The 17,347-nt window shown below is 41.2% G+C and carries 15 protein-coding genes; 13 read left to right on the forward strand and 2 right to left on the reverse strand.

Annotated features, from left to right (window positions below; translation table 11 throughout):
- Positions 1-19: 19 nt before the first annotated feature.
- Complete coding sequence (locus DDV96_RS14235) at positions 20-1,774, reverse strand: ABC transporter ATP-binding protein (RefSeq protein ID WP_116695454.1); 1,755 nt, start codon at positions 1,772-1,774, stop codon at positions 20-22.
- Between the two features lie 115 nt (positions 1,775-1,889).
- Here DDV96_RS14235 and DDV96_RS14240 point away from each other — a divergent pair, with 115 nt between their 5' ends.
- From DDV96_RS14240 to yajC, 4 genes are all read left to right on the forward strand, one after another.
- Positions 1,890-2,993: a Glu/Leu/Phe/Val family dehydrogenase gene (locus DDV96_RS14240; protein ID WP_116695455.1), complete on the forward strand. Its 1,104-nt coding sequence runs from the start codon at positions 1,890-1,892 to the stop codon at positions 2,991-2,993.
- Between the two features lie 78 nt (positions 2,994-3,071).
- Positions 3,072-4,016, forward strand: a complete 945-nt coding sequence (nusB, locus tag DDV96_RS14245; RefSeq protein ID WP_116695456.1) for a transcription antitermination factor NusB — start codon at positions 3,072-3,074, stop codon at positions 4,014-4,016.
- Positions 4,017-4,066: 50 nt separating this feature from the next.
- Positions 4,067-4,549, forward strand: coding sequence for a DUF1573 domain-containing protein (locus tag DDV96_RS14250; RefSeq protein ID WP_116695457.1), 483 nt, complete (start codon positions 4,067-4,069; stop codon positions 4,547-4,549).
- A gap of 27 nt (positions 4,550-4,576) precedes the next feature.
- On the forward strand, positions 4,577-4,888 hold the full coding sequence (gene yajC, locus DDV96_RS14255; RefSeq protein ID WP_116695458.1) for a preprotein translocase subunit YajC: 312 nt from the start codon (positions 4,577-4,579) through the stop codon (positions 4,886-4,888).
- Between the two features lie 83 nt (positions 4,889-4,971).
- Here yajC and pepT read toward each other — a convergent pair whose 3' ends face one another.
- Positions 4,972-6,213 (reverse strand): peptidase T, encoded by a 1,242-nt coding sequence (pepT, locus tag DDV96_RS14260; RefSeq protein ID WP_116695459.1) that lies wholly within the window; start codon positions 6,211-6,213, stop codon positions 4,972-4,974.
- Positions 6,214-6,305: 92 nt separating this feature from the next.
- On the opposite strand from pepT, the gene DDV96_RS14265 reads away from it, so the two are divergent.
- The 9 genes from DDV96_RS14265 (at position 6,306) to DDV96_RS14305 (ending at position 17,334) form a co-directional block, all read left to right on the forward strand.
- The gene (locus DDV96_RS14265; protein WP_116695460.1) at positions 6,306-7,334 is read left to right on the forward strand and encodes a quinone-dependent dihydroorotate dehydrogenase; all 1,029 of its coding nucleotides are present in this window, start codon (positions 6,306-6,308) and stop codon (positions 7,332-7,334) included.
- 6 nt (positions 7,335-7,340) lie between these two features.
- A complete protein-coding gene (locus DDV96_RS14270) occupies positions 7,341-7,976 on the forward strand; it encodes a LysE family translocator (RefSeq protein WP_116695461.1) in 636 nt (211 codons plus the stop codon).
- A 52-nt stretch (positions 7,977-8,028) separates the two neighbouring features.
- Positions 8,029-8,892 carry a hydroxymethylglutaryl-CoA lyase gene (locus DDV96_RS14275; RefSeq protein ID WP_116695462.1) on the forward strand — a complete coding sequence of 288 codons (864 nt, stop codon included), beginning with the start codon at positions 8,029-8,031 and terminating at the stop codon, positions 8,890-8,892.
- Position 8,893: 1 nt separating this feature from the next.
- Positions 8,894-10,435, forward strand: coding sequence for a bifunctional metallophosphatase/5'-nucleotidase (locus tag DDV96_RS14280; protein ID WP_116695484.1), 1,542 nt, complete (start codon positions 8,894-8,896; stop codon positions 10,433-10,435).
- An 87-nt stretch (positions 10,436-10,522) separates the two neighbouring features.
- On the forward strand, positions 10,523-10,996 hold the full coding sequence (locus tag DDV96_RS14285) for a heme-binding domain-containing protein (RefSeq protein WP_116695463.1): 474 nt from the start codon (positions 10,523-10,525) through the stop codon (positions 10,994-10,996).
- A gap of 135 nt (positions 10,997-11,131) precedes the next feature.
- On the forward strand, positions 11,132-12,346 hold the full coding sequence (locus DDV96_RS14290) for a DUF4856 domain-containing protein (RefSeq protein WP_116695464.1): 1,215 nt from the start codon (positions 11,132-11,134) through the stop codon (positions 12,344-12,346).
- Between the two features lie 61 nt (positions 12,347-12,407).
- Positions 12,408-13,529, forward strand: a complete 1,122-nt coding sequence (locus tag DDV96_RS14295; RefSeq protein WP_116695465.1) for an imelysin family protein — start codon at positions 12,408-12,410, stop codon at positions 13,527-13,529.
- 3 nt (positions 13,530-13,532) lie between these two features.
- Positions 13,533-14,897: an HTTM domain-containing protein gene (locus DDV96_RS14300; RefSeq protein WP_116695466.1), complete on the forward strand. Its 1,365-nt coding sequence runs from the start codon at positions 13,533-13,535 to the stop codon at positions 14,895-14,897.
- Positions 14,878-17,334 (forward strand): TonB-dependent receptor, encoded by a 2,457-nt coding sequence (locus DDV96_RS14305; protein WP_116695467.1) that lies wholly within the window; start codon positions 14,878-14,880, stop codon positions 17,332-17,334. Before DDV96_RS14300 ends, DDV96_RS14305 begins: the two co-directional genes overlap by 20 nt.
- Positions 17,335-17,347 lie beyond the last annotated feature (13 nt).

Consider the following 17,347-nt stretch of genomic DNA (forward strand, 5'->3'; position numbering starts at 1 on the left):
GAAATATGGCAAGTAATCACTACATTTCTTTTTCCGAAAGTTGTTTGGCATACAACTCTTTATAATAGCCTTCTTCTTTTATAAGCTGATTATGAGTGCCTTGCTGGATTATTTTACCGTCATCCAGCACAATGGTCTTGTCTGCATTTTTGGCCGAAGATATACGGTGGCTCACAATGATGGTGGTTTTATCTTGGGAAATTTCGTGCAAGTTGTTCAGGATTTCCTCTTCGGTTTCGGTATCGACTGCCGAAAGGCAATCATCGAACAATAATATCTGCGGGTCTTTAATAATGGCCCTGGCTATGGATACCCGTTGTTTTTGGCCACCGCTCAACGTAATGCCGCGCTCTCCCAAAACAGTATCGTAGCCCTTGCTGAACGCTATAATGTTTTTATGCACGGCAGCCCGTTTGGCAGCTTGCTTCACTTCGGCATCGCTGGCTTCTTCTTTCCCGAACCGAATGTTGTTTTTAATGCTCTCACTAAATAAAAAGGCATCTTGGGGCACATAACCTATGCTGCTTCGCAGGCTGTCCAGGTTTAACTGCGCAATTGGGGTATTGTCTATTTTTAAGGTACCTTCTTGTACATCGTACAACCGGCCAATGAGTTCTAATATGGTTGATTTCCCCGATCCGGTATGGCCAATAATAGAAAGGGTTTCCCCAGGGTTAACCGTGAAAGAAATGTTCTTCAAGGCGGTAATATTGGTGTCAGGATAGGTGAAAGAGAGGTTTTCAAAAGTTATTTTGCCCTTAATGCTTGTTTTTTCTTCTGTCTTGTTTTTAATTTCCGGTTCTTCGCTTAAAAATTCGTTTATCCTTTTTTGCGAAGCCTCTGCCCGTTGTACCATAGAGCTTACAAAGCCTACTACAGCCACTGGCCACGTAAGCATGTTTACGTAGATTAAAAATTCTACAATGGTTCCGGCGTCGATTTTCCCGTCTATAAATTGCTGTCCGCCAATGTAAATGACCAGAATATTGCTGGCTCCGATCAATAAAATCATCAATGGAAAAAAAAGTGCCTGTACCTTAGCCAGGTCTATGTTTTTTTCACGGCTGCCTTCGGCCAAATCTGCAAAAGCTTCGTTGGTGCGCGGTTCAATTCCGTAGGCTTTTATCACGGCTACCCCGCTAAAACTCTCTTGGGTATATGAGGTGAGCTGAGAGAGGTATTGCTGTACGGCGGTACTTTTTTTGTTTATTTCAACACTCAATTTATAAATAAGGACCGATAGTATGGGCAAGGGCGCAATAGCATAGGCCGTAAGGACGGGGGCAGTATAAAACATGTAGCTTATAGCAACCACAAAAAGCGTAATGGTCCTGGTGCTGTACATTACCGCAGGCCCTACGTATAAGCGTACTTTAGAGACATCTTCGCTAATGCGGTTCATTAAATCGCCAGTGCGGTTCTGTTTGTAAAAACTCAATGACAGCCGCTGGTATTGCTGAAATATCTTGTTCTTAAGGTCAAACTCCACTCGGCGCGAAACCACGATGATGGTCTGTCGCATTAAAAATGTGAAAAAAGCCGAAAGCAAGGTAGCACCGACAATCAACAATATATTTTGTAACAGTTCGCTTTTTACATAGGCTAAATCTGCGATGTCACCATTGATGTACCCTCGAACAACATCTACGGAGTCTCCAATTTTTTTTGGGACCACAATGGTAAATACAGTGGCGGCAATGGTAATTAAAAGTCCCGCCAAAAGACGGCCACGGTATTTTATGAAATATTGATTGAGATATTGTAATTCTTTCATGTAGCGGTGCGAAATTTATTAACAAATTCTTCTTTTAGCGTCAAATGCTTTGTTCGATTATCAATAATACTGTACTTTTGCCCTACCTTTTTAGGGGATATTTAAAAACAAATTTATGGAGACTGAAGTAGTTAATACAAATGAATTATATAAGGTTGATCCCGTCTTTGGGCAACAATCTTTTGATAATCATGAGCAAATCGTTTTTTGCAACGACAAAGATACAGGTTTAAAAGCAATTATAGGGATACACAATACGGTTTTAGGCCCTGCATTAGGCGGCACCCGTATGTGGCAATACACCAGCGAATGGGAAGCTTTAAACGACGTGCTTCGGCTATCAAGGGGCATGACTTTTAAATCGGCCATTACCGGTCTTAACCTGGGTGGCGGTAAAGCAGTGATTATTGGAGATGCCAAAACTCAAAAAACGCCAGAGTTAATGAAACGCTTTGGAGAGTTTGTCCATTCCTTGAGCGGTAAGTACATCACTGCCGAAGATATAGGTATGAATACTGAAGATATGGACTTGGTGCGTTCGGTAACCCCGTATGTTACTGGGATATCAGAAACCTTGGGCGGCGCCGGAAACCCATCGCCCATCACGGCTTATGGCGTGTTTATGGGGATGAAAGCAGCTGCAAAATATGCCTTTGGAACCGATGTTCTGGAAGACCGCGTAGTGTATGTGCAAGGAATTGGCCACGTTGGGGAGGTCTTGGTAGAACATTTGACCAACGAAGGTGCCAAAGTGCACATTGCCGATATTAACCAAGAACGATTAGAAGAAGTGCGCGACAAATATGGTGCAACCATTTACGAAGGAGGCAACATATATGCCGAAGAAATGGATATATACGCACCTTGTGCCTTAGGGGCAACGATTAACGATCAAACCATCAGCCAGTTGAAGGCAAAAGTAGTCGCTGGAGCAGCCAACAACCAATTGGCCGAAGAACAAAAACACGGTCTGGAACTCCGTAAAAAAGGTATTGTTTATGCACCGGACTTCCTCATTAACGCTGGGGGGATTATAAATGTTTATGCCGAATTGGAAAACTACGGCCGCCAAGAAATCATGAGCAAGACCGAAAACATTTACAACACCACGCTCGAGATATTGAAAAACGCCGAGAAAAACGATGTTACCACACATCAAGCTGCTTTCAATATGGCCAATAGAAGGATAGAAGAGCGAAAAGAAAAAAACAAACAATAACAGTAATAAAACAGTATATTTGCAGCGCACAAGATAACTTGTGCGTTGTTTATTTATAACTGTTCTTTATTTTAAAATATGCTCACAAGAAGACATATTAGGGTCAAGGTTTTACAATCGGTTTACGCTTTTTATCAAAGCGAGCACCAAGATTTGGACAAACAGGAAAAGTTCTTGTTGTACAGTATGGATCAAATGCAGGACCTGTACTTATTGTTGCTCCAATTAATGGTTGAGGTAAAAGACCACGCTGAAAAATTCCTTCAGAAATCACAACAAAAACATTTGGCGACCGCCGAGGAAAAAAACCCCAACCGTACCTTTGTTGACAATAAGGTAATCAACCTCATAGAAGCAAACCCAACCCTTGCCGAAACACTTAAAAACAAAAAACTGAACTATTGGAAAGATGACAACGAATACGTTGCCATTATCTTCAATTCCTTGAAACAACAGGATTTTTATACCGAATATGTTTCAAAAAATGAAGCTTCACTTAAAGAAGACCAAGCCTTTATCGTTAAGTTTTACAAAGAAGTAATTGCCCCCAATGAAAAGCTTTATGAATATTTGGAAGATAAGCGCTTAACGTGGTTGGACGATTTCCCATTGGTGAATACGGCAATGGTAAAGATGCTCTCTAAAATTTCAGAAAAAAACGCTTCTGAAATATTGGTACCTTCCTTGTATAAAAAAGAAGACGATAGGGAGTTTGCACTTAAATTACTTCGGAAAGTTATTCTCAACAATGAAAAATTGGATAACGAAATAGACGGAAAAACGCCAAATTGGGACAAGGACCGCATCGCCGATATCGATATGATCATCCTTAAAATAGGGATTGCCGAGTTTTTGTATTTCCCCACCATTCCGGAGCGGGCAACCATCAATGAATGTTTGGAAATATCAAAAGAATACTCCACGCCTAAAAGCAGTAATTTCATCAACGGTATTTTAGACAAACTGGTTAAAGAATATAGCAAAGAAGGCAAATTGAATAAATTGGGCCGCGGCCTTCGTTAAAAATAAAAAATTAAGTATTTTAGCGGCGCTTAAACATAAATAATCACTCTATGAAAAAATCTATTTTAATTTTAGCTGTACTATCGGCTTTCGCCTTTACATCGTGTAAAGAAAAAGCTTCAGATAAGGTAAATGAAGAAAACGTGGCTGCTGCGGCAGATCGTGATGCCAACGCATCGAAATTTCCGGTAATGAAGTTTGAAAAAACCGAATATGATTTCGGAACCATCGACAAAGGAACCCACGTAGAACACGAATTTAAATTCACCAATACCGGTGACGCTCCTTTGGTAATCGTTAACGCTACCAGTAGCTGTGGCTGTACGGTGCCTGAATATTCAAAAGAGGCCATCGCACCCGGTGAACAAGGACAACTTTTAGTTAAGTATGATGGTAGCGGAACCAATCAGGTAAATAAGACAGTAACCATTGTCGCCAATACCGAAAAAGGTAAAGAGACCTTAAAAATTAAAGCCTTCGTCACGCCTAGTAATGGTGCCAAAAAAGGCCAGAATATGCTTAAAACAAGCTAAATCAAACTAAAAGAATAAACTATTTTTATGGATCAAATTCAAGGCTTTCTCCCTATTATCTTATTATTTGCCGTGATGTACCTTTTTTTGATACGTCCGCAAATGAAAAAGCAAAAGCAAGAAAAGAAGTTTGCTCAAGAGATTAAAAAAGGGGACCGTATAGTAACCAAAAGCGGTCTGCACGGTAAAATATTAGATTTAAACGATGATGGCACCTGTATTATCGAAACAAGTGCCGGAAAAATGAAGTTTGAACGTTCTGCCCTTTCTATGGAAATGAGCGAAAAACTAAACGCTCCCAAAACCCCTGCTAAGTCAGGTAAAAAGGATAAGAAATAGTTTTATTTTAACTGAAACAAAAACCCGCAATTTTAAAAGTTGCGGGTTTTTTTGTAGCTTGTCATTCGTGAACCGTACGTTTGTTACTCGTTCTTTTCTGCTGCCAATTGAGCAATGTTCACAATGACCTCGATGGCTTTCTGCATATTTTCTACCGGTACATATTCATAACGACCGTGGAAATTATGGCCACCTGCAAAAATGTTGGGGCAGGGCAAGCCCATAAAACTTAGTTGCGAACCATCGGTGCCACCTCTTATCGGTTTAATAATAGGCTTAATGTTCGCTTTTTTCATGGCTTCTTCAGCAAGGTCAACAATATGCATAACGGGTTCAATTTTCTCCCGCATGTTGAAGTATTGATCTTTAATCTCAATGGAAACCAATTCTTTTCCGTGTTGAGCATTGATGTCGTCTGCCAATTTCGCCATCATATTTTTTCGGGCTTCAAATTGGTCTTTGTCGTGATCGCGGATTATATACTGTAATTTTGTGCCGTCCACTTCGCCGTTTACACTTTGCAAGTGGAAAAAACCTTCACGACCTTCAGTGTGTTCTGGGGTTTCCATTCTAGGCAGTGAGTTAATATAATCGGTCGCAATGTACATGCTGTTGATCATTTTCCCTTTTGCTGTTCCTGGATGTACAATTTTACCCTTTACAGTTACTACGGCTCCGGCAGCATTGAAGTTTTCGTATTCCAGTTCGCCAATCTGGCTGCCGTCCATTGTGTAAGCCCACTCTGCACCAAATTTTTCAACATCAAATTTATGGGCACCACGGCCAATTTCTTCATCGGGGGTAAAACCTATGCGTATTTTTCCATGTTTTATTTCGGGGTGATTCACCAAATATTCCATGGCCGAAACGATCTCGGCAACCCCAGCTTTATCGTCGGCTCCCAATAGGGTAGTCCCGTCTGTAGTAATGAGCGTTTGCCCTTTGTACAAAAGAAGATCGTCAAATTCATCTGGAGAGAGCACGATATCTTTTTCGGCATTTAAAACGATGTCCTTTCCATCGTAGTTTTCTACAATTTGCGGTTTTACGTTGGCACCGGTAAAATCTGGCGAGGTGTCAAAATGCGATACAAACCCAATAACGGGTACATCATGGTCCACATTGGAAGGCAGGGTTGCCATTATGTAGGCGTTTTCGTCTATGGTAACGTCTTCCAGGCCAATTTGTTTCAGTTCTTCAACCAACGCATTGGCGAGGTTCCATTGTTTTTCGGTGCTTGGTGTGCTGTCGCTTTCTGGGTCACTTTCGGTATCTACGGTAACGTAGCTGAAAAAGCGATCAATAAGGTGTTGTTTGTCTATCATGATTTTTCTTTTTTACTGCTTTACAAATTAAAGCATAATCAAAATAATCGTTACGTTCTTTCTTGCTATTTTTGCCGCATATTCCATTAAATATGTATAAATCCATCATTCGTCCGCTTCTTTTTCAATCCGATCCCGAAAAAGTGCACCACTTTACTTTTAAGATGATCCGGTTGTTGCACAAAATAGGTCTTGGAGGGTTTTTCCGAAGCATGTATCAAGTAAAGGACCCTAGGCTGGAACGGGAGGTTTTTGGGCTTAAATTTCCAAATCCCGTAGGATTGGCCGCCGGATTCGATAAAGATGCTAAATTATACCAAGAACTGTCCAATTTAGGTTTCGGGTTTATAGAGATAGGCACCGTTACCCCAAAACCACAGCCCGGAAACCCTAAAAAACGGTTGTTCCGTTTAAAAGAAGACAATGCCATCATCAACCGGATGGGCTTTAACAATGGTGGCGTGGAAGAGGCGGTAAAACGCTTAAAAATCAATAAAAATGTGCTTATTGGCGGCAACATTGGCAAAAACAAAACCACCCCCAACGAACAGGCCGTCGAGGATTATGTAATTTGTTTTGAAGCCCTGTTTGACCACGTGGATTATTTTGTGGTGAACGTAAGCTCGCCAAATACCCCCAATTTAAGGGCATTGCAAGATAAAGAACCGTTGACAAAACTCCTAAAAACGCTTATTTTAAAAAGAGAAGAGTTCTTTAGGCTAAGCGGAGTCGAAGTCAAACCCATTCTTTTAAAAATAGCTCCAGATTTAACCGAAGGGCAACTGCTGGATATAATCGACATTGTTTCAGAAACGGGAATTGATGGAATCATTGCGACCAATACCACTATTTCGCGGGAAGGGCTGGTTTCAGGTAACAAGACCGAAACGGGCGGCTTAAGCGGGAAACCTTTGAGAAAACGTGCTACCGAGGTCATTCGGTTCCTTTCGGAAAAAAGCAATGGGGCATTTCCAATAATTGGGGTAGGGGGGATACACACTGCCGAAGATGCCTTGGAAAAACTGGAGGCCGGTGCCAGTTTGGTTCAACTCTATACCGGTTTTATTTACGAAGGCCCCAGGTTGGTAAAAAATATCAACAACACAATTTTAAAACAGTAAGCTGTTATGGCCGAAAACCTACTGTCCTTTGCGCTGGCAACGATGGCTTTGGCTTTTTCGCCCGGGCCGGACAATATTTACGTGCTTACGCAATCGATGGTGAATGGCGTAAAAAGTGGTTTGGCAACCACAGCCGGTTTAATCACGGGCTGTATTGTGCACACCACTTTTTTGGCTTTTGGTGTTTCGGCGGTTATCACGGCTTCCCCGGTTTTGTTTTATGGCATTAAAATATTTGGGGCTTTGTATTTGTTTTACTTGGCGTATTTGGTTTTTAGAAGCGATGCCACCATTGCCGTACCCGTTACAAAAAAAGTGAAAACCAATAGAAAACCTACCAAAACCCTTGGGCAGTTATTTAAACAAGGCGTGCTGATGAATTTGGCAAATCCTAAAGTGATGATTTTTTTTCTGGCTTTTTTTCCTGCTTTTCTGTGGAATGAAACAGAAAATACGGTGCTTCAATTTTATATTTTAGGAATTGTTTTTATGGTGGTTTCATTTCTGGTTTTTGGATCGATAGCTTTTTTGGCAGGAAGTATTTCTTCTTATATATTGAAACACAAAGCAGTTGGTGTTGTTTTAAAGTGGTTGCAAATAGTGGTTTTTATAGGAATAGCTATTTTTATATTGCTTCCGTAGGCCAAATTAAAAAAGGTACTGTTTACCATTAAAATCCTGTATATTTGAGATAATGCAAAAAATAAAATTAATAGAATGCCCCCGCGATGCGATGCAAGGGATCAAAGATTGGATACCCACCAAAAACAAGGTGCAATACATACAATCGTTGTTGCGCTGCGGTTTTGATACCATAGACTTTGGCAGTTTTGTATCGCCCAAAGCCATTCCGCAGATGAAAGATACCGCCCAAGTGCTTTCGCAATTAGACCTTTCAAAAACCGAAAGCAAATTGCTCGCTATCGTGGCCAATGTACGGGGCGCTGAAGATGCGGTGAAACACCCGGAAATCGACTATTTGGGCTATCCTTTTTCCATTTCGGAAAACTTTCAAATGCGCAATACCCATAAAACAATTGCCCAATCCCTTGATATTTTGAAAGAAATCCTTAATTTGGCTACTGCAAACGATAAACAGGTAGTTGCTTATTTATCTATGGGTTTCGGTAATCCTTATGGAGACCCTTGGAATGTAGAGATTGTAGCAGATTGGACCGAAAAATTATCGGCCCTCGGTGTTAAAATCTTGTCATTGAGTGATACGGTAGGCTCCTCAACACCGGATATCATAAACTATTTGTTTTCAAATTTAATTCCCCATTATCCCCACATTGAGTTTGGCGCTCATTTACATACAACCCCTGCGTCATGGCACGAAAAAATAGATGCTGCCTATAAAGCCGGTTGTTATAGATTTGACGGTGCCATACAGGGTTTTGGAGGTTGCCCCATGGCCAAAGACGATTTAACGGGAAATATGCCGACTGAGAAAATGCTGAGTTATTTCACTGCTGAAAAAGCCGATTGCAACGTAAACCCAATGGCATTTGAAAGTGCCCATAATGAAGCGACTAAAATATTCAGTAAATATCATTAAAATGAAAAGACGATTACGCTTACTTCCGGTTTTTGCAGTGTTTTTATTTTACGGCTGCACCCTCATGGAGCCTATTCCCGAAGAACCTTTTTACGGGAAGGGCATTGTCACCATTAAGTTTTTGCAAGTAAATGATGTTTATGAAATAGCGCCCTTGCAAGGAGGTAAGTATGGCGGAATGGCCCGTGTGGCCTATGTTCGTGATTCCATTAAAGAACGCAACCCCAATACCTTTCTCTTTATGGCGGGAGACTTTTTAAACCCATCGTTGTTAGGGAATTTAAAAAAGGATGGCGAGCGCATTAAAGGAAAGCAAATGATCGAGGTGATGAACACCATGGACTTCGATTTGGTAACCTTTGGCAACCACGAGTTTGACCTTAGTGAAGAAGAGTTGCAAAAACGGTTGAACGAGTCCAGGTTCCCTTGGGTTTCATCGAATGTTAGGCATGTAACCCCAGATGGCACCAAACGTCCTTTTGAGACTAAGTTGGAAATGGGCTACGAACCCATTTCAGACTATAAAACGCTTTTTGTAAAAGACTCCTTGGGCAATGAAGTACGCTTTGGGTTCATTGGGTTGACGCTGGATTCAAACCCAAAAGATTATGTGCATTACGGTAATGTTTACAAAGAAGCCAAACGCGCTTATGAGTTGGTGTATCCTAAGGTCGATTTTGTTATCGGCCTAACCCATCTAACGATAGATCAAGACCACCAGTTGGCAAAAGAACTGCCAGAAATCCCTTTGATAATGGGGGGGCACGAGCATGTGAGCAATTTAGAACGTGAGGGTAATACCGTCATTGCCAAAGCCGATGCCAATGCTATTTCCATGTACATCCATACCTTGGTCTATAATTTACGTACTCAAGTGCTGTATATCAATTCCAAAATTATGTACTTGGATGAAAAGGTACCTTTCCAATCCAATGTGGACCGGGTAGTGAAAAAATGGAACGAAGTGATGGAAACAGAACTCTCCAAGGTGGTGCCCAACACCAAACAGGTAATCTACACCCCCAAAACCCCTCTGGACGGTACCGACAGTGCCAACAGAAGCATACAGACCAATTTGGGCGACAAAGTAACCCAAGCCATGGCCTTTGCCTACAACAATAACGTGGATGCAGCCTTAGTAAACGGCGGTTCGTTTCGTGTGGACGATATGCTCTCTGGCAATTTGACGAGCGTTGATATCTTTAGGGTCTTGCCCTTTGGCGGCAGTGTGCTAAAAGTAGATATAAAAGGCGATTTGCTTAAGAAAGTGCTGGATTATGGCGCTTCACAGCAAGGGAATGGAGCGTATTTGCAACGCCATAACATTTCAGTCAATGCTAAAGGCGAATGGTTAATCGGCAATCGACCAATTTATAGCAATAGAACGTACACCATTGCCTTGAGTGATTTTCTTTTAAAAGGCCTGGACATTCCTTTCCTTACCGAAAATACCCCTGGCATCGTGCGGGTGTATGAACCAAAGGAAGAAGAGTTGGGCTTTGACATTAGAAAAACCGTAATTGCTTACTTGAAAACCATTTAAAGATATCGTACTGATTTTTGTGGGGTCTTATGTAGAATTGCTCTAAATAAATTATTAATTTTGCATTTCTAATTTTTTTGAACCCTTATGAAAATAGTAAAGTACATCCTTGTTGTTTTATTGGTCGCTTTGGTGGTCATTCAATTTATACGGCCTGAAACAAACGATTCAGGTTATGAAAGCATTACCTTTTTTGAACAAGAAACAAAACCTTCAGCTGAAGTTGCTTCTATACTGAAAAAAAATTGTTACGATTGCCACAGCAATCATACCCAGTACCCTTGGTACGCTCAAATGGCCCCATTTTCGTTTTGGTTGGACGATCACATAGAGCACGGAAAAGGTCACTTTAACGCTGCGGCTTGGGAATCCTATTCCTTAAAGAAAAAAGACCACAAAATGGAAGAGTTGGTCGAAATGGTTGAAGCCGGTGAAATGCCTTTGGACTCTTACACTTGGATTCACGGTGATTTAACCGAAGCAGAACAACAGATGCTCTTAGAATGGGCTGGGTTGGTTAGGCTACAGTATCAAACGCAAATGGAGGTCTCATCTAAATAACTGACCGTTAGTTACAAACAAATTTTTTTTGATTTTTATTTTAATTAAATCTAAATAAGCTTGTCGTTACGTTTCATGCTTTTTATATTTGCCATCAAATTCAAACCTATTTATAACAAGTCTAAATAAAATTCAATGAAAAAATTAATATATCCTGCGGTTGCTTTAAGCCTGTTTTTTGCTTCTTGCTCCTCAGATGACGACGCGGTAATCGATGACCAAAATATTGATATCCCTTCAAATTATGTATTTGAAAGAGGAGGAGAGTCAACCGTGCAATATAAAGGGCAAACCACCCGACTGCAAATGACGGCAGAATTAGTCAAATCTTTTATGGACTTTGATACGGCTACCGAAGAATCATTATTGAATATGTTTGCCCACGAGAAAGGCGCTAACGATTTTGAAAACAGCGACCTGAACGCTTCGGGCAAAAACATCAAGAGCAAGACAGCGGCTTCGGCTACGTATTTCTCGACCAATGCAGTGGAGAGTGCTGCTATAAAGGCAGATTTCGAAAGCTTTATATCGCAACAAGTTAACGTGGTGTTTCCAAACGAAAACACCGTTGCCGAACCCGGTGTTGCAGGACAGGTTGCCGATGGTTCCAAAGTAAGGTATGTGGACGGAAAAGGACTGGAAAACAACCAAGCTTTTGCCAAAGGGATGATGGGCGCTTTGCTAGCAGACCAAATGCTGAACAATTACCTTTCAACCGCCGTGTTGGACGAAGCTACAAACCGTGAAGACAACGACAATAACGTGCTCGATGGCGATAACAATTACACCACTATGGAGCACAAATGGGATGAAGCTTATGGATATCTGTATGGAGATCCATCCATTCCAACTGCAAACCCTAACAGCGTTTTAGGTGATAGTGATGACCGATTGTTATTCGGATATTTAGGTGTAGTTAACAGCGATGATGACTTTGCTGGTTTGGCACAAACTATTTTCGATGCCTTTAAAACAGGTCGTGCTGCAATCGTGGCTGGAGATTACCAATTGCGGGATGAGCAGATTGACATTATAAAAGAAGGCGTGTCCACCATCATTGCCGTACGTGCAATACACTATTTGCAAGCAGGCAAAAATGCAATTGCCGAAGGAAATGTAAAAGGTTCTTTTCACGCGCTTTCTGAAGGATATGGCTTTTTGTACAGCCTTCGTTTCACGCAAAACCCTGCAACGGGAGCCCCATATGTGTCGCCTGCAGAAATAAACGAGTTTAAAACACAGCTTATGGCCAGAAACGGATTTTGGGATGTAACCCCTGAAACACTGGATAACATTTCAGAAGCCATTGCCTCGGCATTTAACTTTACCGTGGCAGAAGCCGCAAACTAAAACCACACACAAACCAGCCGGCCCGTATAGGTCGGTTGGCTTGTTTACAACACAAAACAACATGATTATTAAAAAAGGACTTCTTTTTTTGTTAATGACAATGGTAGCCTTTTCGTGTTCGGAAGACGAATCTACCGCCCCAGACGAAGATACCGATGCGTTTGATAGAAAAGCCATGCTCATTAACTGGGCCGATAACATCATAATCCCGGCATACACCGCTTTTGACGATAAAGCCGAAATGTTGCTTGTCGAAACCCAGTCGTTTACTGCTGACCCAACCGTTTCTAACTTAGAAAATTTAAGAAGTGTTTGGATGGCTGCCTATCTCGAATTTCAAAACGTATCTATGTTTGAAATAGGAAAAGCTGAAATGTTGAATTACCGCAACCGCATCAATGTGTATCCTACCAATGCTTCGGAAATAGAAAGTTTGATAGCAAGTGGAAACTACGACTTTTCCTTACCGTCCACAGTTGACGCCCAAGGTTTTCCGGCCATGGATTATTTATTGAACGGCCTAGCGTCCAGTAATGATGAAACCGTCGCGTTTTATACCACCAACACCAATGCCCAAAACTATAAGGATTATTTAAATGCGTTGGCCGAAACCATCTCCACATTAACCAAAACAGTATTGAACGATTGGAAGGGCGATTACCGCGACACATTTGTGAACAATACGAGCTCCTCTGCTTCTGGAGCGGTTGATAAACTGGCAAACGATTATGTTTTTTATTACGAAAAAGCACTTAGGGCCGGAAAAGTAGGTATTCCGGCAGGTGTTTTCTCCAACGATCCCCTTCCTGAAAAAGTAGAGGCTTTTTATAAAAAGAATATTTCAAAACAATTGGCCTTAAAAGCGTTGCAAGCAACCCAAAACTTTTTTGAAGGAAAAAAATTCAACGGTTCTGCCAAAGGGGAAAGCTTTAAAAGCTATTTGGAATATTTGAACACCATTAAAAACGGGGAAAATCTGGGCAATTTAATTTCGGCGCAATTTGAAACCGCTAAAACCAGTTTAAAGGGATTGAACGATAACTTTGTGCTTCAAATAGAAACAGACAACCCTAAAATGCTTGCCGCGTACAACGAACTGCAACGAAATGTCATTTTACTGAAAGTAGATATGTTGCAAGCCATGGACATTAATGTCGATTATGTTGACTCCGATGGCGATTAAGCTATGTCCGCTGCTGTAAAAACATATTTTACAAAACAAACACAGGCCGCACCTCTTGCGGTCTTTCGTGTTTTTTTTGGTGTTATGATGCTAATTAGCATCATTCGTTTTTGGGCAAATGGGTGGATTGAAAAATTATACCTTACACCCAAGTTCCATTTTTCCTATTATGGTTTTGAATGGGTGCAGCCCTTGGGCAGCTATACTTACGCATTGTTTGCTATTTGTGGGCTTGCTGCGCTGTTGGTGGCAATAGGCTACAAATACCGGATGGCCATCATCGTGTTTTTCCTGAGCTTTACCTACATCGAGTTAATGGACAAAACCACCTACTTGAACCATTATTATTTTATCAGTTGTGTAAGCTTTGTGCTTATCTTCTTGCCCGCCAACGTCTATTTCTCTTTCGATGCCAAACAAAACCCTGAAAGAGCTTCGTATTATGTGCCAAATTGGACCATAGACGCGATCAAATTACTGCTTGCCATGGTCTATTTCTATGCCGGGTTGGCAAAATTGAACAGCGATTGGCTGCTACGGGCCATGCCGTTGAAAATTTGGTTACCCGCTAAATACGACCTGCCTTTTTTGGGCAACCTTATGCAGCAAGAATGGGTACACTACGCCTTTAGTTGGAGCGGCGCCATATACGATTTAACCATTCCGTTTTTATTGCTTTACAAGCGCACGCGCTGGTTTGCCTTTATTTTGGTGGTGGTTTTCCATGTACTAACGCGCGTGCTGTTCCCCATCGGGATGTTCCCTTATATTATGATCGTGAGCGCCTTGATATTTTTTGATGCCTCGTTGCACCACAAAATACTTCGGTTTATCTCAAAACTTTTTAAGATTGACAAAGTTAAAATGGACAGCAAGATCAAAACTGTTTTTTTTCAGAAAAAGAAAAAGAGCGCCAAAATCGTTATTGCAGCTTTTTTAGTGCTGCAGTTGCTATTTCCGTGGCGGTATTTGTTGTATCCGGGCGAACTGTTCTGGACCGAAGAGGGCTTTCGGTTTTCTTGGCGGGTCATGCTCATGGAAAAAGCCGGATATGCCCAATTTAAAGTGGTCGATGGCAAAACCGGAAAGCAATTTTATGTGGACAACAGTGATTTTTTGAACCCATTTCAGGAAAAACAAATGAGCTTTCAGCCCGATTTTATTTTGGAATATGCACATTTTTTAGGAAACCATTTCGCCTCCCAAGGGCATCAAAACTTGAAAGTGTACGTGGAAAGCTATGTAGCACTTAACGGAAGGTTAAGCCAACCGTTTATCGACCCCAGCGTGGATTTGTTGCAAGAAAAAGAATCATTTAAACACAAAACATGGATTTTAGATTTTAAAGATGAAATTAAAGGATTATAACAAGATTAAACAAATGCTTATCAATGCGGTGTTTTGCGTGGTCGCCACGACCGGTTTGGCACAGCATACCGTAAGCGGGACCGTACGTTCTTCGGTGGACCAATCGGTAATACCCAATGCCGAAATCTATATTTCCAATACGGGAGATGAAGCTAAAACCAATGCAAACGGAACGTTTCAGTTTAATAACGTGCCCGATGGCACCTATTATTTCGTAGTGTTTACCTACGAATATCAACTAAATGAACAAACCGTAGAAGTATCGGGAGATACAACGCTTGAAATTGAGTTGGATCCCCTGGGCGAAACGCTTTCTGAAGTGGTTATCAAAAAACGAAAAGAACGCATTTTTGCCTTAAAACAATTACGGCCGGTCGAAGGAACCGCCATTTACGCCGGAAAAAAAAGCGAAGTGATTCAGGTGGACAACTTGACTGCTAATTTGGCCACGGGAAATGCCCGTCAAATCTATTCGCAGGTTGTGGGGCTCAATATTTATGAAAACAATGATGCCGGCCTGCAATTAAATATTGGGGGCCGTGGTTTAGACCCTAACCGGACGGCAAACTTCAACACTCGCCAAAATGGGTATGATATTTCGGCAGATGTGTTGGGCTATCCAGAAAGTTATTACACACCCCCAGCCGAAGCATTGCGGGAAATACAAGTGGTACGTGGCGCAGCTTCGTTACAGTACGGAACCCAGTTTGGAGGGCTTATCAATTTCAAATTGAAACAACCCAATCGGAATAAAAAAATAGAACTGGTTTCTAGGCAAACCATTGGCTCTTACGATCTTTACAACAGTTTTAATAGTTTAAGCGGGACCGTCGATAAATTGGGCTATTATACCTATTTTAACTATAAAAAAGGAAACGATTTCAGGCCTAATTCGCAATTTGATTCGTATAACGGCTATGCACACGTTGACTATCAACTTACCGATAAAACCAAGCTTACTGGAGAGTTCAGCTACCTGTATTATTTGGCGCAACAACCTGGCGGATTGACCGATGCACAGTTTGAAGAGGACCCCACGTTCAGCAACCGCAGCCGAAACTGGTTTGAGGTAGATTGGAAGTTATATTCCCTGTTATTGGAGCACACTTTTTCACAACAAACCGATTTTAGTTTAAACCTTTTTGCGTTGGATGCTTCCCGGAAAACAGTAGGGTTCCGTGAAAACAGGGTGTCACAACCAGACGACCTTAACGAACCAAGAGAACTAATTGTAGGCAATTTTAACAATTGGGGTGCAGAAGCACGATTATTGACTCGCTATAATTTTTTTGATAAAGACCATGTGTTTTTAATAGGAGGGAAGTATTATCAGGCCAACAACACCAGCAAACAAGGGCCAGGAACCAATGGCAGCGATGCTGATTTCAGTTTTGCTGAAGCCGAGTTTCCCGATTACAGACGCCAAAGTGATTTTGAACTGCCTAACCTAAATATTGCCGTGTTTGGTGAAAATATTTTTAATATTTCAGAAACATTTTCAGTAACGCCTGGTTTCCGTTTTGAATATATAAAAACCGAAAGCGAAGGAACCTACAAAAAGATAAATTTTGATAATGCAGGAAACCCAATTTTAAACGAAACCATTCCTGATAACAGAACGTTTGACAGATCATTTGTTTTATTGGGCGTTGGGTTAAGTTATAAACCATCAAGGAGCATAGAGCTGTACGGTAATGCGAGCCAGAATTACCGTTCGGTTACTTTTAGTGATATCCGTATTACCAATCCATCGCTTACGGTAGATCCTTTTATTACCGATGAAGATGGATTTACCGCAGATGTAGGCCTTCGTGGTCGTTATAAAAAATACTTTTCATATGATGTAAGCGTGTTCTATTTAGCGTATAATGATCGATTGGGGGTTGTGCTTAGGCCGGTGAACGATATTCAATTGGAACGTTTTCGTGGAAATATCGGAGATGCGGTAACCTATGGGCTTGAGAGCTTTGTGGATTGGAATATTTGGAATACGTTTTCTTCAGAAAAAAATATAAAACTCAACTTGTTTTCAAACCTATCAATAATCGATTCGGAATACAAAAACTCTGAAATCTCGGGTGTGCAAGGAAACAAAGTGGAATTCATTCCCAAGCTCAATTTAAAAACAGGAATAAATTTTGGATTTAAAAACCTGTTGGGAAGTATTCAATACACCTACTTAAGCAAGCAGTTTACCGATGCCACCAATAGCGAACGCGATTTTGAGAGCCAAAGCGGGATTGTGGGCGAAATACCTGCGTACGATATTTTAGATGTCTCCCTGTCGTATAGCTATAAAATGTTTCAATTTGAAGCTGGGATCAATAATGTGTTGGATAATAATTACTTTGTACGAAGGGCAACAGGATATCCGGGGCCGGGCATTATCCCCAGCCAGCCAAGAACTTGGTACACGGGACTGCAAATAAAGTTGTAAAACAAAAATACCC

Source organism: Marixanthomonas spongiae (assembly GCF_003095375.1).
Taxonomy (GTDB): Bacteria; Bacteroidota; Bacteroidia; order Flavobacteriales; family Flavobacteriaceae; genus Marixanthomonas; species Marixanthomonas spongiae.